Below are 20,316 nucleotides of genomic sequence, written 5' to 3' on the forward strand. Positions count from 1 at the left end.
GGTCGTCTTCCTCCCGGATCGTCCGCTTTGTTTGTTTTGCGGATCGTGACGTAACATATTGCTTTATTTGGCGTTTTTGCCGCTTACGTTAGGGCGGCCTGAAAAGAGTATAACGTATGCCACTAGTGTCAATGGAATTTTCAATTCCGAATTTGGTACCGTGTATTTAATTGTCTAGAATAATGTATACCAGTTTCACCCGGATACAGTCCCGCACGCAGGTAACCGAGGCCGGCACAGGAAGCCTGGGACCGAAACGCAGCCCGCCTCCGCAACCGCGCCTTCCCGCCCTGGTGTCTTGGCCGACTGAAGCGCAGCGCAAGGAGAGCCGGGATCCGGCGCAGGGTCTCCCCCGCGCGGCGGGCAGTGTCGGCAGCGCTGGTCACACGCCCGCATGCGGCGGACTTTCGCGCCGGGCGCGAGCCTCACCGATAGACAGCGTAGTCCTGGGGCAGCACCTCGTCGGCGCCGCAATAGAGCCGGGTCATCTGCTCGGCCGCCGCCGCCACCCGTCGGCCGAGGCGCTGGATGCGGTCGTCGCTCATGCGCACGGCCGGGGCGGAGACCGACACCGCGCCCACCGGCTCGCGCCATTCGTTGAGGATCGCCGCCGCCACCGCGCGCATTCCCGGAGCGTGCTCCTCCCTGTCCACGGCGTAACCGCGGTCGGCAATCGCCGCCACGTCGTCCATGAGCACGCGCTCTTCCCGGTGGGTGGCGGTGGTGAACGGCTCGTAGCGGATCTGCATCAGGCAGGCGCCGCGGAAGGACGGGCTCGCCGCCGCCAGCACCGCCTTGCCCGCCGCCGTGGCGTGGAGCGGCAGGCGGGCGCCGAGGCGGAAGAAGGCCCGCACCGGCGCATGCGCCTCCGCCTGCGCCACCACCACCAGCTCCATGGCGTCGAACATGGCGAGGTTCACGGTCTCGTCGGTCTCGTGCAGCAGGCGGCGAATCACCGGCCGGCCGATGTCGGGCAGCTTGCGGATGCGCAGGTACGCCGCGCCGATGCGGAACAGGCCGAGTCCCACGGTCCAGAGCCCAGTGGACTGGTCGTGATTGACCAGCTGGCGCTTCTCCAGGGTGGTCAGCAGGCGGTGCACCGTGGACACCGGCAGCTCGGCGCGGCGGGAGATCTCGGCCAGCGCCATGCCGTCCGCGTCCGCCACCACCCGCAACAGGGCGATGGCCCGGTCGAGGGACTGGACCTCGCTGCCCCCTTCCGAGGCGGTCCCGGAGGCCGGCCGCCCCCGGCGCCGCGGCGCCACCTCGCTCTCGACCATCCGCCACTCCCCGGACCGGCCGCGGAGGCCGGTCATCTTCGGTTTGCGGGCCACCCGGCCCACAGTCCCAACTTAAGGGAAGAGCCGGCGCCGTCCAGCCTGTGACAAATTTTCCGCTTTATGGAATTAATTTCCATATATATCCTTCAGCCAGCATCGCCAACGGCCAGACGCGCCTCGCAATCTGGCATACATAATACGTAATTGAAAACGCAGGAGGATCGGCCATGAAGGTTTGCATCTACGGAGCGGGCGCCATCGGTGGATATCTCGGGGTGGCCCTCGCCCAGGCCGGGGCCGAGGTGAGCCTGGTCGCCCGCGGCGGCCATCTGGAAGCCATGCAGACCAACGGCGTGAAACTGCTCATCGACGGAGAGGAGCGGGTGGCCCGGGTGCGCGCCACCGACGACCCGCGCGAGCTTGGCCCGCAGGATTATGTCTTCATCGCCCTCAAGGGCCATTCGGTGCCGGGCGTGGTCGAGCGCATGCGCCCGCTGCTGGGCGACAACACCGCCCTCGTCACCGCCGTGAACGGCGTGCCCTACTGGTATTTCTACAAGCATGGCGGTGCGCTGGAGAACCGCACGCTGGAGACCATCGACCCCAAGGGCCGCCAATGGGCGGCGTTCGGACCCGAGCGGGCGCTGGGCTGCATCGTCTATCCCGCCACCGAGGTGGTGGCGCCGGGCGTGATCCAGCACATCTACGGCGACAAGTTCCCCATCGGCGAGCCCTCCGGCGAGATCACGCCGCGCGTCACCGCCCTCAGCCAGCTCATGGAGAAGGGCGGCCTGCGCGCGCCGGTGATGACCAACATCCGCGACGAGCTGTGGCTGAAGCTGTGGGGGAATCTGTGCTTCAACCCCATCAGCGCCCTCACCCACGCCACCCTCGACATCATCGCCGCCGACCCCGGCACCCGCGCCGTGGCGCGCAACATGATGCTGGAGGCGAAGGCCGTGGCGGAAAAGCTCGGCATCAATTTCCGGGTGGACGTGGAGCGCCGCATCAACGGCGCCGGCGCCGTGGGCGCGCACAAGACCTCCATGCTCCAGGACCTGGAGCGCGACCGGCCCATGGAGATCGACCCGCTGGTGAGCGTGGTGCAGGAGATGGGCCGCATGCTCGATTTGCCCACGCCGACCCTGGACGTGGTCCTCGCCCTGGTGCGCCAGCGTGCCGGCATGGCGGGCCTCGGCGACATCCTCAGCGTCCCTCCGCTCACCGCCGCCGACCTGGAGGCGAAGACCCTGGAGCCGCAGAAGAAGCGCGCCGCGCAGTGAGCGCGGGCCGCCGGCGGCCTGTCGGCGTCAGGGCCGGGGGGCGCCGGGAAAACGAAATGGCCGGGCGAGAGCCCGGCCATTTCGGTGTGATTTAAGCTGGTCCTGCGCCGCCCGCATCCGCTGCCCGCACGTCCGGACGGCGGCAACGCGCGCGGCGGCCGGCGATCAGTTGTCCTGCTCAGCCACCGACGCGAACGGGGAGGCGCTCCCCTCCGGCTGGCTCGCGTTCAGCGCCATTCCGGTCAGCACATAGCCCAGCACGAGAGCGGCAAACACGGCGATTCGCTTGTACATCCTCTTCCCTCACCTGGCGTCTCGGCACCCGGCCGAACCGGCTCATCGCACCGCCCGGAACGCCCGCGGGTCTACCCCCGCGTGCCGCACCGGAGCTGAATGCATATGTCAGCATCGGTTCATAATGGCTAAACGGGCTTCCGGTTTCCCAGAACGCCCGCCGACGACGACTTCCATCGGCACTGCGTCCGAAAGTCCGGCCCGGAAGGTGACTTCGGGACGATTCGGCTGCAATGCGAGAGGTCTTACACCGCACCGCCCGCACTGTCTGTGTCCGGGGCGTCACAGCCGGCCCTTTCATGACGGTCAGGGTAAAGCAGGGGTTTACGGAGCGGCGGCGCGCGGCGCTTTACTCCCCTGCCCCGAGGCTCTAAGCGGAGGCGTCTTTCGGCAACGCATAAAAGGCGCCCATGCTCCGCAAGCTCTATGACTGGATCATCGCCTATTCGGCGAAGCCTTCGGCGCCGTGGGCGCTGGCCCTCGTGTCGTTCGCGGAGAGCTCGGTGTTCCCTGTGCCGCCGGATGTGCTGCAGGTGCCGATGACCCTGGCCCGGCCGGACAAGGCCTGGCAGTACGCCTTCATCGCCACCGTCGCCTCGGTGCTGGGCGGCCTCGTCGGCTACGCCATCGGCGCGCTGCTCTATGAGAGCGTGGGCAAGTTCCTCATCGACCTCTACGGCTACGGCAGCAAGGTCGACCAGTTCCGCGAGGCCTATGCCCATTACGGCCACTGGGTGATCCTGCTGAAGGGGCTCACGCCGATCCCCTACAAGCTGGTGACCATCACCTCGGGCTTCGCCCAGTACAACCTGTTCTGGTTCGTGGTGCTGTCCATCATCACCCGCGGCGCGCGCTTCTTCATCCTGGCGGCGCTGCTGCACTATTTCGGGCCGTCGGCGCGGGAATTCATCGAGAAGCGGCTGGGCCTCGTCACCCTCGGCCTTCTCGCGGTGGTGGTGCTCGGCCTCGTGGCCGCGGTCTACTTCATCTGATCCGGCGAGGTGGCTGAGCCACCCCGCCAGCCTTCACCCGCCTTCAATGCGCGGGCACAATCAGTTGGCCCCCTTGGGCTTCGACAGCACCGAGGCCGTGCCCGCCGAGGCGCTGCCCGACGCGGCGGTGCCGACCCCCGCCTTGCGCGGTCCCTGGCCGGCCTGCGAGACCCCCGCCGGCGCATCCGGGGCCTTGCCGGCGGCGCCGGGCGAAGGCGCTTCGGCGGAGGCGCCGGACGGGGCCGCAGGAGGTTGGGCGGGCGCTTGAATCGGAGCCGGCGGCGGAACGGCTGAAGCCGGGGGCACCTGCCCTGTCGACTGCTGCGCCGGCGGGGTCGCGCCGGGAGCGACGGCGGCGGGAGCCGCAGGCGCAACGGCGCCCGGCGCCGCGGGTGCGGCGGGCGCGGGCGTCAGGGCCGCCATGGAGGCCTCCGGCGGACGCGGCGGCGGCAGGGGCGCGGCGGACGGCTGCGGGCTCGGCGCCAGGCGCGCCACCGGTGGCGCGGCATTGCGCGGCGGAGCCGGCGGGGCGGCAGAACGGCGCGGCGCCCCGGGCACGGCGATGGTCTGGGCGCCATTGAGGGTGCGGGCGCTCACCACCCGGCCGGTGGCGGCATTCACGCGCAGCACCGCCGGGCCCTCCTCGTCCACGGCGGTGAGCACGTAGGTGCCCCCGGCGAGGCGCGGCAACGACACCTGCCAGTAGCCCATGCCGCGCACGATGTTCATGACCTCCCGCGGCGGCAGGATGGGATAGCGCGGCACCCGGGCCGGCACCTCGTAGCCATAAGCGGGCGGCGCCCCGTAGGGACCCTCGTAGATCATCACCTGCGCCGCCGCCGGCACGGACGCGCCGATGGGCAGAAGGGCGGCGGGCAGAAGGGCAACGCCCAGAAAAAGGGCAGGCGAAGCGAGGCGGAAAGGCCGGGCGGGAAGGGGCGACATGGCGCGCGTCTCATGCTTTCGGTGCGTCAAGGCGAATCCCGCGCACTAAACCGGGCCAATACGGCAGCCATGGGACCATGAGCGGCCCGCCGCGTGGCGGGAGCGGGGGCGCCGGCCGAAACGGCGTTGCGTGGCAGGCCGCCGCGCCGTACCGTTCTTTCATTCCACCGGGCCGGGGCGCAACTTTTCATCACCCTGACCGCATCCACGCCATCGGGGCGCTTGTGAGATTGCCGCTTTTCTGGCATCTTCGGCGAGATAGGGAAACAATGCTTCCCTATCTCCCACATGGCTGGCTCGAAACGAACCGCGTCCGGACTTCCCGGCGCGAAGCGGTGGCGTGTGGTGCAAAAGTTGCAACGTCGGCTCCTGCTCAGCTAGAGCGGTGCTCCGGCGGACACGGGGGTGGCCGGCGGGCACAGGGCCCGGCCGGCGGTCAGAAAAGGAATGCGAACATGGCAGCGACGGATCGCAAGGATGGCTTGATCGGAAGCGTGGCTCAGCCGGCCGCCGCCGTGAAAGACCCGGCGATCTTCGGCCGTCCGCAGCCGTTCGGCCTGTTCGACCCGGCCCAGGAGAAGGATTCCTGCGGCGTCGGCTTCATCGCCGACATCAAGGGGCGCAAGTCCCACCGCATCATCCAGGACGGCATCAACATCCTGCTCAACCTGGAGCATCGCGGCGCGGTGGGCGCCGACCCGCGCGCCGGCGACGGCGCCGGCATGCTGGTGCAGATCCCGCACAAGTTCTTCGTGAAGGAAGCGGCGCGCCTCGGCTTCGCGCTGCCCGAGCCGGGCCAGTACGCCGTCGGCCACATCTTCCTGCCGCGCGACCCGGAGGGCGAGGCCATCGTCCGGGCCGCCTACGAGCGGGTGGTGGCTGAGGAAGGGCTCGCCGTGCTCGGCTGGCGCGACGTGCCCACCGACAATTCCTCCCTCGGCTGGAGCGTGCTGCCCACCGAGCCCAAGCATGCGCAGGTGTTCATCGGCCGCGGCGAGTTCACCGGCGACGAGGACGGCTTCGAGCGCCGCCTGTTCGTGCTGCGCAAGGTGATCTCCAACACCGTCTACGGCGCCATGGACCCGCGCACCGCCGGCTATTACCCGGTGTCCCTGTCCTGCCGCACGCTGGTCTACAAGGGCATGTTCCTCGCCGACCAGCTCGGCGCCTATTATCCGGACCTGCACGACCCGGACTTCGAGAGCGCGCTCGCCCTGGTGCACCAGCGCTTCTCCACCAACACCTTCCCGGCCTGGCCGCTGGCCCACCCCTACCGGATGGTGGCGCACAACGGCGAGATCAACACCCTGCGCGGCAACGTCAACTGGATGGCGGCGCGGCAGGCCTCGGTGGATTCGGAGCTGTTCGGCGCCGACATCTCCAAGCTCTGGCCCATCTCCTACGAAGGCCAGTCGGACACCGCCTGCTTCGACAACGCGCTCGAATTCCTCACCCAGGGCGGCTATTCCCTGCCCCACGCGGCCATGATGCTGGTGCCGGAGGCCTGGGCGGGCAATCCGCTCATGGACGAGGAGCGGCGCGCCTTCTACGAATACCACGCCGCCCTCATGGAGCCGTGGGACGGCCCCGCCGCCATCGTCGCCACCGACGGCCGCCAGATCGTCGCGACGCTGGACCGCAACGGCCTGCGCCCCGCCCGCTACATGGTGACCAGCGACGACACCATCGTCCTCGCCTCCGAAATGGGCGTCCTGACCCTGCCGGAGGAGAAGATCGTCACCAAGTGGCGCCTGCAGCCCGGCAAGATGCTGCTGGTGGACCTGGAGCAGGGCCGCCTCGTCCCCGACGAGGAGATCAAGACCGAGCTCGCCCGCGCCAATCCCTACAAGGAGTGGCTGAAGCACACCCAGCTGGTGCTGGAGGACCTGCGCCCGGTGGAGGCGCGCGAGGTGCGCACCGACGTGTCGCTGCTCGATCGCCAGCAGGCCTTCGGCTACACCCAGGAGGACCTCAAGCTTTTGATGGCGCCCATGGCCATCACCGGCCAGGAGGCGATGGGCTCCATGGGCACCGACACGCCCATCTCGGTGCTCTCCAACAAGTCGAAGTCGCTGTTCACCTATTTCCAGCAGAACTTCGCCCAGGTGACGAACCCGCCCATCGACCCGATCCGCGAGGAGCTGGTGATGAGCCTCGTCTCCTTCATCGGGCCGCGGCCGAACATCTTCGACCTGGAAGGCAACGCCCGCCGCAAGCGGCTGGAGGTGCGCCAGCCCATCCTCACCAACGAGGACCTGGAGAAGATCCGCTCCATCGGCTTCATGGAGGAGCGGTTCGACACCCGCACCCTCGACATCACCTACCCGTCCGACAAGGGCGCCGCGGGCATGGAGGATGCCGTCGAGCGCCTGTGCGAGCGCGCCGAGGCGGCCGTGCACGGCGGCTACAACATCATCATCCTGTCCGACCGCATGACCGGGGCGGACCGCATCCCGATCCCCTCGCTGCTGGCCACGGCGGCGGTGCATCACCACCTCATCCGCAAGGGGCTGCGCACCTCGGTGGGCCTCGTGGTGGAGACGGGCGAGGCGCGCGAGGTGCACCATTTCGCCTGCCTCGCCGGCTACGGCGCGGAGGCCATCAACCCCTATCTCGCCTTCGAGACGCTGCTCGCCATGAAGGACGAGATCCCCGAGGAGGTGGACGACAAGGAAATCGTCAAGCGCTTCATCAAGTCGGTGGACAAGGGGCTGCTCAAGGTGATGTCCAAGATGGGCATCTCCACCTACCAGTCCTATTGCGGCGCGCAGATCTTCGATGCGGTCGGCCTCTCCTCGGAGTTGGTGAACAAGTACTTCTTCGGCACCGCCACCACCATCGAGGGCATCGGCCTCGCGCAGATCGCCGAGGAGACGGTGAGCCGCCACACCCTGGCCTTCTCGGACGCCCCGGTGTTCCGCATGGCGCTCGACGTGGGCGGCGAGTACGCCTACCGCATGCGCGGCGAGGACCACGCCTGGTCGCCGGAAACGGTGGCGGTGCTCCAGCACGCCGTGCGCGGCAACGCCCGGGACAAGTACCGGGCCTTCGCGTCGCTGATCAACGACGAGGACAAGCGCCTGCTCACGGTGCGCTCCCTGTTCCGCATCAAGGGCGCGCAGGAGCTCGGCCAGGCGCCGGTGGACCTCGCCGAGGTGGAGAGCGCCGCCGACATCGTGAAGCGCTTCGTCACCGGCGCCATGTCGTTCGGCTCGATCTCGCGCGAGGCGCACACCACGCTGGCCATCGCCATGAACCGCATCGGCGGCAAGTCGAACACCGGCGAGGGCGGCGAGGAATCCGAGCGCTTCAAGCCCCTGCCCAACGGCGACAGCATGCGCTCCGCCATCAAGCAGGTGGCCTCCGGCCGCTTCGGCGTGACGGCGGAATATCTCGTCAATTCCGACGTGATGCAGATCAAGGTGGCCCAGGGCGCCAAGCCCGGCGAGGGCGGACAATTGCCGGGCCACAAGGTGGACGCGGTGATCGCCAAGGTGCGCCACTCCACCCCCGGCGTCGGCCTCATCTCGCCGCCGCCGCACCACGACATCTATTCCATCGAGGACCTGGCGCAGCTCATCTACGACCTCAAGAACGTCAATCCCGACGCGGACGTGTCGGTGAAGCTGGTGTCCGAGGTGGGCGTGGGCACGGTGGCGGCGGGCGTCGCCAAGGCGCGCGCCGACCACATCACCATCTCCGGCTTCGAGGGCGGCACGGGGGCAAGCCCGCTCACCTCCATCAAGCATGCCGGCTCGCCGTGGGAGATGGGCCTCGCCGAGACCCAGCAGACGCTGGTGGCCAACCGCCTGCGCTCGCGCGTCGCGCTGCAGGTGGACGGCGGGCTGCGCACCGGCCGGGACGTGATCATCGGCGCCCTGCTCGGGGCCGACGAGTTCGCCTTCTCCACCGCGCCGCTCATCGCGGCGGGCTGCATCATGATGCGCAAGTGCCACCTCAACACCTGCCCGGTGGGCGTGGCGACGCAGGACCCGGTGCTGCGCAAGCGCTTCAAGGGCACGCCGGAGCACGTGATCAACTATTTCTTCTTCGTGGCGGAGGAGGTGCGGGAGATCATGGCCGCCCTCGGCTTCCGCACGCTGAACGAGATGATCGGCCGCGCCGACGTGCTCGACCAGAAGCCGGCCATCGACCACTGGAAGGCCAAGGGGCTCGACTTCTCGCGCATCTTCGCCCAGGCGGATATGCCGCCCGAGGTGGGCATCCGCCACACCGAGCGCCAGCACCATCCCATCGAGAAGGTGCTCGACCGCACCCTCGTCGCCCAGGCGGCGCCCGCGCTGGAACGCGGGGAGAAAGTGGTGATCGAGACGCCGATCCGCTCGGTGGACCGCTCCGCCGGCGCCATGCTGTCGGGCGCCGTCGCCAAGCTCTACGGCCACCAGGGCCTTGAGGACGACACCATCCACGTGACCCTCCGGGGCACCGCGGGCCAGGCCTTCGGCGCCTTCCTCGCCGCCGGCATCACCTTCGACCTCGTGGGCGAGGCCAACGACTATGTGGGCAAGGGCCTGTCGGGCGGGCGCATCATCGTGCGGCCGCCGGAGAATGCCGCCATCGTGCCGGAGCACTCCATCATCGTCGGCAACACGGTGATGTACGGCGCCATCGAGGGCGAATGCTACTTCCGCGGCATCGCCGGCGAGCGCTTCGCGGTGCGCAATTCGGGGGCAATCGCCGTCGTCGAGGGCACCGGCGACCACGGCTGCGAGTACATGACCGGCGGCATCGTGGTGGTGATCGGCCCCACCGGGCGCAATTTCGCGGCCGGCATGTCCGGCGGCGTCGCCTACGTGCTGGACGAGGACAAGAGCTTTGCCAAGCGCTGCAACCTCTCCATGGTGGACCTCGAGCCGGTGGAGGAGGAGGAGGACCTCCTCGAACGCCTGCACCACCACGGGGGCGACCTGGAGTTCAAGGGCCGCATCGACGTGCAGGGCGACATGTCCCGCCACGACGAGGAGCGCCTGCACCAGCTCATCGCCAAGCACCTGCACCACACCGGCTCGGCGCGGGCGCAGTCCATCCTCGACAACTGGGCCGAGTACCGCTCCAAGTTCGTGAAGGTGATGCCGGTGGAATACCGGCGGGCCCTGCGCGACATGGAGAAACTCCGCGGCCTCGCGGCGGCGGAATAGGGCCGACAGAGCCCCCGGGGGACGCCGCCACCGGCAGCGGGCGCGCTCCCCCGGAACGCCCTCAAGCGGCAGGGGCCAGCCCCCTCCCCCTCCCCCGCCCTCCCCCGCAAGCGGGGGAGGGAGTTCGGACCGCTCATCGGGCTCGGGCGGCGGCGGTTCAAGCCGCGCGAATTCCGAGTCCTCAAACTGGAACAATTCTTGTAATGGAGCCTGTGGCGCGGTTGGCGACGCGGGTCCCTCAACGAGGTTCGCCTACGAGGTTCTTTATGGGCAAGGTCACGGGTTTTCTGGAGATTGACCGGCGGGAGCAGAAGTATCAGCCCGCTTCCGACCGCATTCGCCATTTCCGCGAATTCACCCTGCCGTTGCCCGACACCGAGGTAACGAACCAGGCGGCGCGCTGCATGGATTGCGGCATCCCGTTCTGCCACGGGCCCAACGGCTGCCCGGTGCACAACCAGATCCCGGACTGGAACGACCTCGTCTATCGCGACGAGTGGGAGGAGGCCGCGCGCAACCTCCATTCCACCAACAACTTCCCCGAATTCACCGGCCGCGTCTGCCCCGCCCCGTGCGAGGAAGCCTGCACGCTGAACCTCGAGGACATGCCCGTCACCATCAAGACGGTGGAGCAGGCCATCGCCGACAAGGCGTGGAAGAAGGGCTGGATCAAGCCCGAGCCCGCCGCCGTGAAGACCGGCCGGAAGGTGGCCATCGTCGGCTCCGGCCCGGCGGGCCTCGCCGCCGCCCAGCAGCTCGCCCGCGCCGGGCACGACGTGCACGTCTATGAGCGCGAGCCCAAGGCCGGCGGCCTGCTGCGCTACGGGATCCCCGACTTCAAGATGGAAAAGCACCACATCGACCGCCGCGTGAAGCAGATGGAGGCGGAAGGTGTGACGTTCCACTACAACGAGAACATCGGCATCGTCCGGCCCCTGCAGGAGCTGCTCGACACCCACGATTCCGTGCTCCTCGCCGGCGGCTCCGAGGCCCCGCGCGACCCGCAGCTGCCGGGCCAGGAGATGGAGGGCGTGCACTTCGCCATGCCCTACCTCGTGCAGTCCAACCGCCGCGAGGGCGACGAGCCGGTGAACGAGATCCCGGTGGTCGCCGGCGGCAAGCACGTGGTGGTGGTGGGCGGCGGCGACACCGCCTCCGACTGCGTCGGCACGGCCTTCCGCCAGGGCGCCCTCTCCGTCACCCAGCTCGATATCCGCCCGGTCCCCCCGATGAAGGAGGACAAGCTGGCGGTGTGGCCCTACTGGCCCACCAAGTTCCGTACCTCCTCCTCCCAGGCGGAGGGCGCCGAGCGCGAGTTCGCCTGCGCGACGCTGGGCATCGAGGGCCGCAACGGCCGCGTCACCGGGGTGAAGTGCGCCCGGGTGGACGGCAAGCGCCAGCCCATTCCCGGCACCGAGTTCGTGCTGCGCGCCGACCTCGTCTTCCTCGCCATCGGCTTCGCCCATCCGCTGTTCCAGGGGATGCTGGAGCAGTCCGGCGCCGCCATCGACAAGCGGGGCAATGTCCAGGCCGACGAGGAGACCTACGCCACCTCCGTGCCGAAGCTCTATGCCGCCGGCGACATGCGGCGCGGCCAGTCGCTGGTGGTCTGGGCCATCCGCGAGGGCCGCCAGGCCGCCCACGCCATCGACAAGGCGCTCATGGGGGCGACCACCCTGCCGCGGTGAGCAGGCGGCGGTCCCTCGAAGCCCCCGCCGCGAGGCCGGGGGCTTCTTCGTTTCCGCGACGACGCCCCCTCCCCCATTGGTGCGTGTTGCAAATCCGTCGGTTGCAAAATCCGTCGTGAGCCGCTCCCCGGACAAGCGACACCGAAGGTGGAGCGCTGATCCGGGGCCCAGGGGATAGTCCTGCGCAGCAGGCGATGTTTTGGAACGCCGCAGCTGAAGCCGCCTTCGGCGCAGTCTCGCGCTGGGTCCCGGCTCTCCTTCCACTGCGCTTCGCTCCGTTCCAGCCGGCCGGCACACGAGGACGCCGCCTTTTCGCGCCATCCTTCCTGCGGGACAGGGGGCGAACGCGAAGGATGCTCGGGCCGTCCTCCGCAGGAGGGATGCCCCTACGTCTCCACCAGCCCCGTCGTATCGCCCGACGCCGCCGAATCCGGCCGGCCGTGGGGCTTGGCCAGATACTCGCTGGAACGCATCTCGTGGATGCGCGAGACGGTGCGGGCGAACTCGAACGCCTCCGCCCCCTCGGTGCCGAGATAGAGCTGGTCCGGCTCCGCCGCCGCCGAGGCCACCAGCTTCACGTTGGCGTCGTAGAGCGTGTCGATCAGCGAGATGAAGCGCTTGGCCTCGTTGCGCTGGTCCGGCCCCAGGATGGGGATATGCTCCAGCACCACCGTGTGGAACATGCGCGCCAGGCTCAGATAATCCGGGTTCGGCCCGAGCGGCGCCTCGCACAGGTTGGCGAAGGTGAAGCGCGCCGCGCCGTTGGCCATGGCCGGGATCGTCAGGCGGCGCCCCTTGAGCAGGATCTCGCTGGGCGTGCCACCCTTCGGCCCTGCGAGCCGCCGCCACGCCACATCCACCGCCGCGTCCGCCTCCGGGCCGAGGGGGGTGTGCCAGGTGCTCACCCCCTCCAGCTTCTCCATGCGGTAGTCGGTGCGCGAATCGAGGCTCATCACCCGCATGTGCTCCTCGATCATGCCGATGAACGGCAGGAAGAGCGCGCGGTTGAGGCCGCCGGCATAGAGGTCCCGGGGCGCGACGTTGGAGGTGGCCACCACCACCACGCCGTCGGCGAACAACTTCTCGAACAGGCGGCCGAGGATCATGGCGTCGGCGATGTCGGTCACGTGGAACTCGTCGAAGCACAGGATGCTGGCCTCCTCCGCCAGGGCCGCGGCGATGGGGGCGATGGGGTCGGCGGTCTTGCGCGCGCCCTCCTTCTGCGCCTGCCGCTCGCGGAAGATGCGCTCGTGCACGTCACCCATGAATTCGTGGAAATGGGCGCGCCTCTTGCCGCGGGCCGGCAGGGCGTCGAAGAACAGGTCCATGAGCATGGTCTTGCCCCGGCCGACCTTGCCGTAGACGTACATGCCCTTCGGCGGAACCGGCGCGCGGCGCTGGAACAGCCAGCCCAGCGCCGACGACTTGCGCGCCAGCGCCCGCTGGCGCAGCTCCAGCTCCAGCCGGGCGAACTCGTCCACCACGGCGACCTGCGCCGGATCCTCCGAGATGTCGCCGGCGGCGAGCTTGGCCGCATAAAGCTCCCGCACCCGAGCCTGGGTCTCCGCCGTCATTCGTCCGTTCCCGTTCTCCCGGCCGAAACCCGGCCGGCCCCGCGCCGGGGGGCCGTGGTGCCTATAGAGCAGATGCGGGCAAAGTTGAATGCACGGGCCGGCAGCCCACTGGACACGACCGGCGAAGCGTGAATTCCTCCCCCCATGCCCGAGACGCCGCCCCGCCCCGAGCCGCCACCGCATCCGAACCACACGCCGGCGCCCGCCGCGCCGCATCCACCGGCGGACCCGCTGCTCGGGCGGGTCAAGGCCTGGCTCGCCGATCACGACCCCGGCGGGGTGGACCTGACGCGGGCCTTCCATCTCGGCGTCTCCTTCATCATCGTGATCGTGGCGGGCTATGCCACGTCCTCGGCCTTCCGGCTGGGCATGGACGTGACCTTTCCCCTGATGGCCGGCTGCGCCGCGCTGGTGATGATCAGCTTCAACCCGGCGGCGAGCGTGGCCGCCGAGGCGCGCACCATGGCCCGCCTGTTCGGCCTCGGGGCGACGTTCCTTCTGGTCATCGCCCTCGTCGGCCCCGGCACGGGGCACCTGAACGACGTGGTGCAGAAGCTGCTGCTGATCCCCCTCTCCTTCTGCGCCCTCGCCCTGCGCCGCTACGGCATGGACGGCCAGCGGGCGGGCCTCGCCCTCATCGTGGTGGCGACGGTCGGCACCATCATCCGTCCCACCCGGATCGAGGGCGCGCTGCTGCTCGCCGCCTTCTGCCAGGGCGCGCTGGTGGCGGCGGCGGTGCGGCTGTCGCCGTGGCGGCCGTCGGCGGTGCGCGCCTTCGTGGAGACGACGCTCGACATGCAGGGCGCCATCGCCACCTATCTGCGCGAGCTGTCGGAAGCCGTGCGCGGCGGCCGGCATTTCCCCGAGGCGGCAAACGAGGCGCTGGAGAACCTGCGCGGCCGCGTCTGGAGCGCGCTGGCCGCCGCCATCGCCGAGGATCCCGGCTCCCAGCCGGACTTCGAGCGGCTGCGGGTGCGCTTCTACCGGCTGCGGGTGGCGGTGCAGCTCCTCTCCGAGTGCGTGCCGGAAAAGGCGCCCGACACGCCGGACTGGCGCCACCCCTTCGCCGCCGCGGCGGACCATATCGCCCGCCGCCTGGAGGCGGTGCACATCTCCGACGTGCACGCGGAGGAGCGGTTCGAGCGCGCCGTCACCCAGCTGCGCCGCGTCGCCTTCTCGCCGGAGCTGCCGCCCGATGCCCGCTTCGCCCTGATGCGGGCGCTCACCGCCTTCGACCGGCTGTCCCTGGTGGTGACCGGCATCGCCGCCGCCGAGATGGCGCCGTTCCCACCGCCGCACGATACGGTGGACGCGGGCGACCTGCCCCGCCCCCGGCCGACGCCGCTCCTCGTGCCCGGCCCGGACGGTGGGCGCCAGCTCTCGGCGCCGCTGCGGGTGGCCTGCCAGGGCGCCATCGCCACCGCCATCACCACCGCCCTCGACCTGGTGGTGCAGCTCGACCACGCCTACTGGGCGACCATGACCGTCATGTTCGTCATCGGCAACAGCGTGGGCGAGACCTACCTGCGGGTGCGCTACCGCACGGTGGGCACCATCATCGGAGTGGCCATCGGAATGGGGCTCTTCCTCGCCCTCGGCGGCCACACCTGGCTGTTGGCCGCCTTCTGCATGGGCGCGCAGATGATCGCGCTGGTGACCCAGAAGGACCGCTACGACGTGGCGTCGGCGGCGGTGGGCCTGTCGGTGGTCCTGGGCCTGCACCTCATCTCCGACCTCGGCACGGAGGGCATGATCGCGCGCATCTACGAGACCGCCATCGGCGCCGTCATCGCCCTCGGCATCTCCTACCTGGTCCTGCCGGTCTACCTCACCGACCAGCTGCGGCCGGAGGTGCTGGCGCTGTTGCGGCGCTGCCGCGCCGCGTTCGCCTCCTGGTGGCCGCACCAGGGCCCGAGCGCGAGCGTTTCCGCCCTGGTGCAGGACGTGCGGGCCATGGGCACCCGCCTGCCCAATCTCGGCGCCGAGCAGGTGTTCGGCCACTCCGCCGGGGATGCGGCCAACATCGTGTCCACGCTGGACGTGCTCATTACCTATCTCGCCTTGCTGGAGGACGTGGCGCTGCGCCTGCCCACGGCGGAGGCCGGCGCGCGCGAGGAGGTGGTGGCCCTGGTGGAGGCGGCGCGCTCGCGCATCCTCACCGGCTTCGAGGTGGTGCTGGGCGAAGCGCCCGGCGGCAGCGCGGACGCCGCCAAGCCGGCGGTGGACGCGGCGGTCTCCACCGTGCTGGAGCTGGCGGACGATCCCGCGGTGAAAGAGCTGCTGCCGCTGGTGGCGGACTATCTCGCTTATTCGGACGCGGTCCTGCGCCCGCTGCGGGAGCTGCGCGCCGCCCTGCGCGACGACGCGCCCTGGCGCAAGGAGGACGTGATCGCCGCCGGCCGCGCGCCCACCCCCTCCTCCGGGGCGGCGTGAAAGCGGGCCGCGCGGGCTTGAGCGGGGGCCGCGGAGCCCCTCGGCCTCAGAGCACCACCGGCTTGAAATGCTTGGAGAGCTTCAGCCCCTGGCCCTGGTAGTGGGAGCGCATGTCGGCGCCGTAGAGGGTGACGGGACGCCCCGCCATGCGCTCGTAGACGAGGCGGCCCACGGTCTGGCCGTGCTCTAGGATGAACGGCACCTCGCGGGAGCGCACCTCCAGCACCGCCCGGGCGCCCCGCCCGCCGGCGGCGGGATTGCCGAAGCCGGGATCGAAGAAGCCGGCATAATGGACCCGGAATTCGCCCACCAGCGGATCGAACGGCACCATCTCCGCCGCATAGTCCGGCGGCACGTGCACGGCCTCGCGCGAGGCGAGGATGTAGAAGGCATCCGGATCGAGCACGAGGCCCGCCGGCCGTCCCTCGCGCACGCGGATGGGCTCCCAGAAATCCTCCACGTCGAGCACGCCGGCCACGTCCACGTCGATGACGCCCGTATGCTTCTTGGCCCGGAAGCCCTGGAGCCCGCCCAGCGCGTCGCCGGCGAGGTCGACTCCGAGGGCGATGCCGCCCGCCGCCACGTCCGGATGCGCCGCGTCCACGAGGCATTCGCCGGCCTGCAGGCCGAGGAGCTCGAGGTCGGACAGCCGCGCCACGCCCCGGCGGAACCGCACCTGGGACAGGCGCGAGCCGGCGCGAACGAGGATGGGGAAGGTGCGCGGGGAGATTTCCAGATAGAGCGGGCCGTTATAGCCCGCCGGGATGGTGTCGAACGCCCGCGCCCCGTCGGTGATGACGCGAACGAACACGTCGAGACGCCCGGTGGAGCTCTTCGGGTTGGCCGCCGCCGCGAGGTCGAACGGCAGCTTGAGCCGCTCGGACAATTCGACCAGATAGACGCATCCCGTCTCCAGCACCGCGCCCTTGGCGAGGTCGAAATCGTGCAGCGCCAGCTCCGCAAGGCGCTCCTTCACCGAGACGCCCGCCCCGGCAGGAAGCTCGCGCGGATGCGCCAGGCGGTGCGCCCCAGCCTGAGATCGAGGCTGGCGGGCTGGATCTGGTCGTCGTCCAGCGGCTTGCGGCAGGAGACGATCCCCGCCGCCTTCAATGCCGTGATGGCTTCGGCGGGCAGGATGCCGGGCTTGAGATGCTCGGTCGCACGCATCGTCATATCCGCTTTCCCGTCCTTTTCGTTCGATTTACCGGACGAAGCCCTTGACGCCAAGGGGAGGCCCGCAGTTAACTGACGCGGTGGTGAATTTGAGCCGGCCCGCTTGCAGCCACGTTAAACAACCTTGCTAAAAGGCCGGGGACGATGAGACGGGGGAGCCTCGCGCCGGATGCCGGCGGCGACGGGCGAAATCCGCGCCTGATCCCCTCGGCCTCCCCGGAGACCGTCATGTCCGTGGCTCCCAAGCCCGCCTCCCGCTTCGTCCCGAAAGATCCCCTTACACTCCACCCGGAGACGCGCCTAGTCCACGGTGGCACGACGCGCTCCCCCTTCGGCGAGACGTCGGAGGCGCTCTACCTCACCCAGGGCTTCGTCTATGACGACGCCGAATCGTGCGAGGCACGCTTCAAGGGCGAGGATCCGGGCTTCGTCTACTCGCGCTATTCCAACCCCACCACCGCCATGTTCGAGGAGCGCATGGCGCTGCTGGAAGGGGCGCAGGCCGCGCGGGCGACCGCGTCCGGCATGGCCGCGGTGAACGCCGCGCTGCTGTGCCAGCTCTCCGCCGGCGACCATGTGCTGGCGGCCCGCGCCCTGTTCGGCTCCTGCCGCTGGATCCTGGAGGACTTCCTGCCCCGCTTCGGCGTCGAGACCACGCTGGTGGACGGCAAGGATCTCGACGCCTGGCGGGCGGGGGTCCGGCCCAACACCAAGGTGGTCTTCCTCGAAAGCCCCACCAACCCGACCCTGGAGCTGATCGACATCGCCGCCGTGGCGAAGATCGCCCATGCGGCGGGGGCGCGGCTGGTGGTGGACAACGTGTTCGCCACCCCCCTGCTCCAGCATCCCTTCGAGCTGGGCGCCGACATCGTGGTCTATTCCACCACCAAGCACGTGGACGGGCAGGGCCGGTGCCTGGGCGGGGTCATCCTCTCCTCGCAGCAGTTCGTCACCGACCACCTGCAGACGTTCCTGCGCCAGACCGGGCCTTCCATCTCCCCGTTCAACGCCTGGATCATGCTCAAGGGCCTGGAGACCCTGGCCCTGCGCGTCGAGCGCATGCAGGCGAGCGCGGTGAAGGTGGCCGATGCCCTCGCTGACCTTCCGGGGGTGGAGCGCGTGATCTATCCCGGCCGCGCCGACCATCCCCAGGCCGAGCTCGCCCGGCGGCAGATGAAGGGCGGCGGCACGCTGGTGACCTTCGTCGTCGCCGGCGGGAAGGAGGGCGCCTTCCGCTTCGCCAATGCCCTGCGCCTCATCCGCATCTCCAACAATCTCGGCGATGCGAAAAGCCTCCTGACCCATCCCGCCACCACGACACACCAGCGCTTCACCCCGGAGGCGCGCGCCGAGATGGGCATTTCCGACGGGCTGCTTCGCCTTTCCGTGGGCCTGGAGCACCCCGACGATCTCATCGCTGACCTCGCAGCGGGCGCCGAAGCCTTGTGAGGCCTCGCTTCCGCACGCGCGACGGCGGGGCCTGTTGCGCGCGGGCGACAACGCGGGTTCACTGTGCCACGGCGGGGGCATTTTCTCCCGCCGTGAGGGGAGCTCGAGCGGGTATGTACCGCGCCATCACACGGAATATTCAGGTGACCGCGACGCCGCGTTACGTGGCCGAGCGGTCGGAGCCCGACCAGGGCCGATATTTTTGGGCTTATACCATCGAGGTGGCCAATTTGGGCCTTGAGAGCGTGCAGCTGAAGGGGCGCCACTGGATCATCACCGACGCCAACGGCCGCACCGAGGAAGTGCACGGCGCCGGCGTCGTCGGCGAGGAACCGACCCTGCCCCCGGGCGGGCGTTTCGAATATACCAGCGGCGTGCCGCTCAACACTCCCACGGGGATCATGCGCGGACACTATGAAATGCTCGCCGGGAACGGGGAGGTCTTCTCCATCGAGATCCCGGCCTTCTCGCTCGACGTGCCGGACGTGCGGCGCGTGCTCAACTGACGCGGCCGCAAAGGGGGGGATCCATGCACGCGCGCATACCGACGGTGGAGGCCGAGGCCGTTTCGGTGCTCAGCCTGCGCCCGGTGGCGGCGACGCTCGGGATTCTCCTGTCGATTCTCGGCGTCGCCATGCTCGCCCCGGCGGTGGTGGATTTCGCCAGCCGCTCCGGCGGCCAGGGCGCCTTCGTCGGCGCGTCGGCCATCACCATCTTCGTCGGCGTGCTGCTGTGGATGACCGGCCGCGGCGCGGCGGCCCGCAAGCTCGACCTGCGGCAGGCGTTTCTCCTGACCAGCTCGGTCTGGCTGGTGCTGTCGGTGTTCGCGGCCCTGCCGCTGGTGTGGGGGCCCTCGCAGCTCTCCTTCACCGCCGCCATGTTCGAGAGCATGTCGGGCCTCACCACCACCGGCGCCAGCGTCATGTCGGGGCTCGACAGCATGTCGCCCGGCATCCTTTTGTGGCGGGCGCTGCTGCACTGGTTCGGCGGCATCGGCATCATCGCCATCGCCATCGCGGTGCTGCCGGTGCTGTCCATCGGCGGCATGCAGCTGTTCCGCACGGAATCCTCCGACAGGTCGGAGAAGTTTCTGCCGCGAGCCGGCGCCATCGCCAAGCGGCTGCTCGTGGTCTATCTCGCGCTCACCGCGGTGTGCGCCATGGCCTACCTCGCCGCCGGGCTCGGCCCGTTCGACGCGGCGACCATCGCCATGTCCACCCTGTCGAGCGGCGGATTCGCCAATTCGGACCAGTCCATCACCGTCTTCGCCAATCCGGCGGTGGACTATGTGGCCATCGGCTTCATGCTGCTGGCGGCCCTGCCCTTCCCGCTCTATGTGCGCGCCATGTCGGGGGATCTGCGGCGGCTGTTCACCAATCCCGAGGTGCGCCTGTTCCTCGCCATCGTCGCGGTGTTCACCCTGCTCTCCTTCGTGCAGCAGAGCACGCAGGGCATCGCCTCCGGCGAGACCGCCCTGCGCTGGGCGCTGTTCACCGTGGCCTCCCTCATCTCCACCACCGGCTTCATGGCGGTGGACTACACCAACTGGGGCGCCACCTCCGACGCCCTCTTCTTCGTGCTCATGTTCATCGGCGGCTGCACCGGCTCCACCTCCGGCGGGCTGAAGGCGCTGCGTCTCGCCATCACCGCCAAGGCCATCCGCCAGCACCTCAAGCGCATCTCTTTCCGCACCGGCGTGTTCCCCCTGCGCTATGGCGGCGCGCCGGTGACGGACGACGTGGTGAGCTCGGTCCTGTCCTTCGTGTTCCTCTATCTGCTCGCCTTCTTCCTCGTCGGCGTCGGGCTCAACATGATGGGCCTCGACCTGCGGACGGCGTTCTCCGCCGCCATCGCCTGCCTCGCCAATGTGGGGCCGGGCCTCGGGCCGGTGGTGGGGCCGGCCTCCAACTACGGCGGCCTGCCCGATCCGGCCCTGTGGCTGCTCACCGCCGCCATGATGCTGGGCCGGCTCGAGATCCTCACCGTGCTGGTGCTGTTCCTGCCGCGCTTCTGGGTGCGATGAGGCCGGCCCGGCCCGCGAAGCTC

The 20,316-nt window shown here is 69.7% G+C and carries 12 protein-coding genes, 1 pseudogene and 1 riboswitch; of the genes and pseudogenes, 8 read left to right on the forward strand and 5 right to left on the reverse strand.

Annotation, left to right across the window (positions count from 1 at the left end; genetic code table 11):
* Nucleotides 1-425 precede the first annotated feature (425 nt).
* Nucleotides 426-1,280 (reverse strand): IclR family transcriptional regulator, encoded by an 855-nt coding sequence (locus tag EZH22_RS03205; protein ID WP_203194340.1) that lies wholly within the window; start codon nucleotides 1,278-1,280, stop codon nucleotides 426-428.
* Between the two features lie 227 nt (nucleotides 1,281-1,507).
* On the opposite strand from EZH22_RS03205, the gene EZH22_RS03210 reads away from it, so the two are divergent.
* On the forward strand, nucleotides 1,508-2,563 hold the full coding sequence (locus tag EZH22_RS03210) for a 2-dehydropantoate 2-reductase (RefSeq protein WP_203194341.1): 1,056 nt from the start codon (nucleotides 1,508-1,510) through the stop codon (nucleotides 2,561-2,563).
* A 165-nt stretch (nucleotides 2,564-2,728) separates the two neighbouring features.
* On the opposite strand, the gene EZH22_RS32335 is transcribed toward EZH22_RS03210, so the two are convergent.
* On the reverse strand, nucleotides 2,729-2,857 hold the full coding sequence (locus EZH22_RS32335; protein ID WP_269902905.1) for a hypothetical protein: 129 nt from the start codon (nucleotides 2,855-2,857) through the stop codon (nucleotides 2,729-2,731).
* A 410-nt stretch (nucleotides 2,858-3,267) separates the two neighbouring features.
* Here EZH22_RS32335 and EZH22_RS03215 point away from each other — a divergent pair, with 410 nt between their 5' ends.
* The gene (locus tag EZH22_RS03215) at nucleotides 3,268-3,849 is read left to right on the forward strand and encodes a YqaA family protein (protein WP_203194342.1); all 582 of its coding nucleotides are present in this window, start codon (nucleotides 3,268-3,270) and stop codon (nucleotides 3,847-3,849) included.
* Between the two features lie 60 nt (nucleotides 3,850-3,909).
* Here EZH22_RS03215 and EZH22_RS03220 read toward each other — a convergent pair whose 3' ends face one another.
* Nucleotides 3,910-4,794: a hypothetical protein gene (locus tag EZH22_RS03220; protein WP_203194343.1), complete on the reverse strand. Its 885-nt coding sequence runs from the start codon at nucleotides 4,792-4,794 to the stop codon at nucleotides 3,910-3,912.
* A 455-nt stretch (nucleotides 4,795-5,249) separates the two neighbouring features.
* On the opposite strand from EZH22_RS03220, the gene gltB reads away from it, so the two are divergent.
* Nucleotides 5,250-9,953: a glutamate synthase large subunit gene (gene gltB / locus EZH22_RS03225; RefSeq protein ID WP_203194344.1), complete on the forward strand. Its 4,704-nt coding sequence runs from the start codon at nucleotides 5,250-5,252 to the stop codon at nucleotides 9,951-9,953.
* A 266-nt stretch (nucleotides 9,954-10,219) separates the two neighbouring features.
* Nucleotides 10,220-11,641 (forward strand): glutamate synthase subunit beta, encoded by a 1,422-nt coding sequence (locus EZH22_RS03230; protein ID WP_203194345.1) that lies wholly within the window; start codon nucleotides 10,220-10,222, stop codon nucleotides 11,639-11,641.
* A gap of 386 nt (nucleotides 11,642-12,027) precedes the next feature.
* Here the strand turns inward: EZH22_RS03230 and zapE are convergent, their stop codons facing one another.
* A complete protein-coding gene (zapE, locus tag EZH22_RS03235) occupies nucleotides 12,028-13,215 on the reverse strand; it encodes a cell division protein ZapE (protein ID WP_203194346.1) in 1,188 nt (395 codons plus the stop codon).
* Between the two features lie 144 nt (nucleotides 13,216-13,359).
* Between zapE and EZH22_RS03240 the strand changes: the two genes are divergently transcribed.
* Nucleotides 13,360-15,648: an FUSC family protein gene (locus EZH22_RS03240; RefSeq protein ID WP_203194347.1), complete on the forward strand. Its 2,289-nt coding sequence runs from the start codon at nucleotides 13,360-13,362 to the stop codon at nucleotides 15,646-15,648.
* A 46-nt stretch (nucleotides 15,649-15,694) separates the two neighbouring features.
* Here EZH22_RS03240 and EZH22_RS03245 read toward each other — a convergent pair.
* Nucleotides 15,695-16,821, reverse strand: a pseudogene (locus EZH22_RS03245) (2'-deoxycytidine 5'-triphosphate deaminase).
* Nucleotides 16,822-16,891: 70 nt separating this feature from the next.
* A riboswitch (SAM riboswitch) is annotated at nucleotides 16,892-16,972 on the forward strand.
* A gap of 77 nt (nucleotides 16,973-17,049) precedes the next feature.
* Between EZH22_RS03245 and EZH22_RS03250 the strand changes: the two are divergent.
* The 3 genes from EZH22_RS03250 (at nucleotide 17,050) to EZH22_RS03260 (ending at nucleotide 20,293) form a co-directional block, all read left to right on the forward strand.
* On the forward strand, nucleotides 17,050-18,270 hold the full coding sequence (locus tag EZH22_RS03250; protein ID WP_203194348.1) for an O-succinylhomoserine sulfhydrylase: 1,221 nt from the start codon (nucleotides 17,050-17,052) through the stop codon (nucleotides 18,268-18,270).
* Nucleotides 18,271-18,383: 113 nt separating this feature from the next.
* On the forward strand, nucleotides 18,384-18,776 hold the full coding sequence (gene apaG, locus EZH22_RS03255) for a Co2+/Mg2+ efflux protein ApaG (protein WP_203194349.1): 393 nt from the start codon (nucleotides 18,384-18,386) through the stop codon (nucleotides 18,774-18,776).
* A gap of 23 nt (nucleotides 18,777-18,799) precedes the next feature.
* Nucleotides 18,800-20,293 carry a TrkH family potassium uptake protein gene (locus EZH22_RS03260; RefSeq protein WP_203194350.1) on the forward strand — a complete coding sequence of 498 codons (1,494 nt, stop codon included), beginning with the start codon at nucleotides 18,800-18,802 and terminating at the stop codon, nucleotides 20,291-20,293.
* Nucleotides 20,294-20,316 lie beyond the last annotated feature (23 nt).

The sequence above is a fragment of the Xanthobacter dioxanivorans genome, assembly GCF_016807805.1.
Taxonomy (GTDB): domain Bacteria; phylum Pseudomonadota; class Alphaproteobacteria; order Rhizobiales; family Xanthobacteraceae; genus Xanthobacter; species Xanthobacter dioxanivorans.

Excerpts from the sequence above, each read along its gene's own strand:
- EZH22_RS03220 (WP_203194343.1), bottom strand. The coding sequence starts at position 4,794 with ATGTCGCCCCTTCCCGCCCGGCCTTTCCGCCTCGCTTCGCCTGCCCTT.
- EZH22_RS03250 (WP_203194348.1), top strand. The coding sequence starts at position 17,050 with ATGTCCGTGGCTCCCAAGCCCGCCTCCCGCTTCGTCCCGAAAGATCCC.
- EZH22_RS03260 (WP_203194350.1), top strand. The coding sequence starts at position 18,800 with ATGCACGCGCGCATACCGACGGTGGAGGCCGAGGCCGTTTCGGTGCTC.
- gltB (WP_203194344.1), top strand. The coding sequence starts at position 5,250 with ATGGCAGCGACGGATCGCAAGGATGGCTTGATCGGAAGCGTGGCTCAG.
- zapE (WP_203194346.1), bottom strand. The coding sequence starts at position 13,215 with ATGACGGCGGAGACCCAGGCTCGGGTGCGGGAGCTTTATGCGGCCAAG.
- EZH22_RS03240 (WP_203194347.1), top strand. The coding sequence starts at position 13,360 with ATGCCCGAGACGCCGCCCCGCCCCGAGCCGCCACCGCATCCGAACCAC.
- EZH22_RS03215 (WP_203194342.1), top strand. The coding sequence starts at position 3,268 with ATGCTCCGCAAGCTCTATGACTGGATCATCGCCTATTCGGCGAAGCCT.
- EZH22_RS03205 (WP_203194340.1), bottom strand. The coding sequence starts at position 1,280 with ATGGTCGAGAGCGAGGTGGCGCCGCGGCGCCGGGGGCGGCCGGCCTCC.
- apaG (WP_203194349.1), top strand. The coding sequence starts at position 18,384 with ATGTACCGCGCCATCACACGGAATATTCAGGTGACCGCGACGCCGCGT.
- EZH22_RS03210 (WP_203194341.1), top strand. The coding sequence starts at position 1,508 with ATGAAGGTTTGCATCTACGGAGCGGGCGCCATCGGTGGATATCTCGGG.
- EZH22_RS03230 (WP_203194345.1), top strand. The coding sequence starts at position 10,220 with ATGGGCAAGGTCACGGGTTTTCTGGAGATTGACCGGCGGGAGCAGAAG.
- EZH22_RS32335 (WP_269902905.1), bottom strand. The coding sequence starts at position 2,857 with ATGTACAAGCGAATCGCCGTGTTTGCCGCTCTCGTGCTGGGCTATGTG.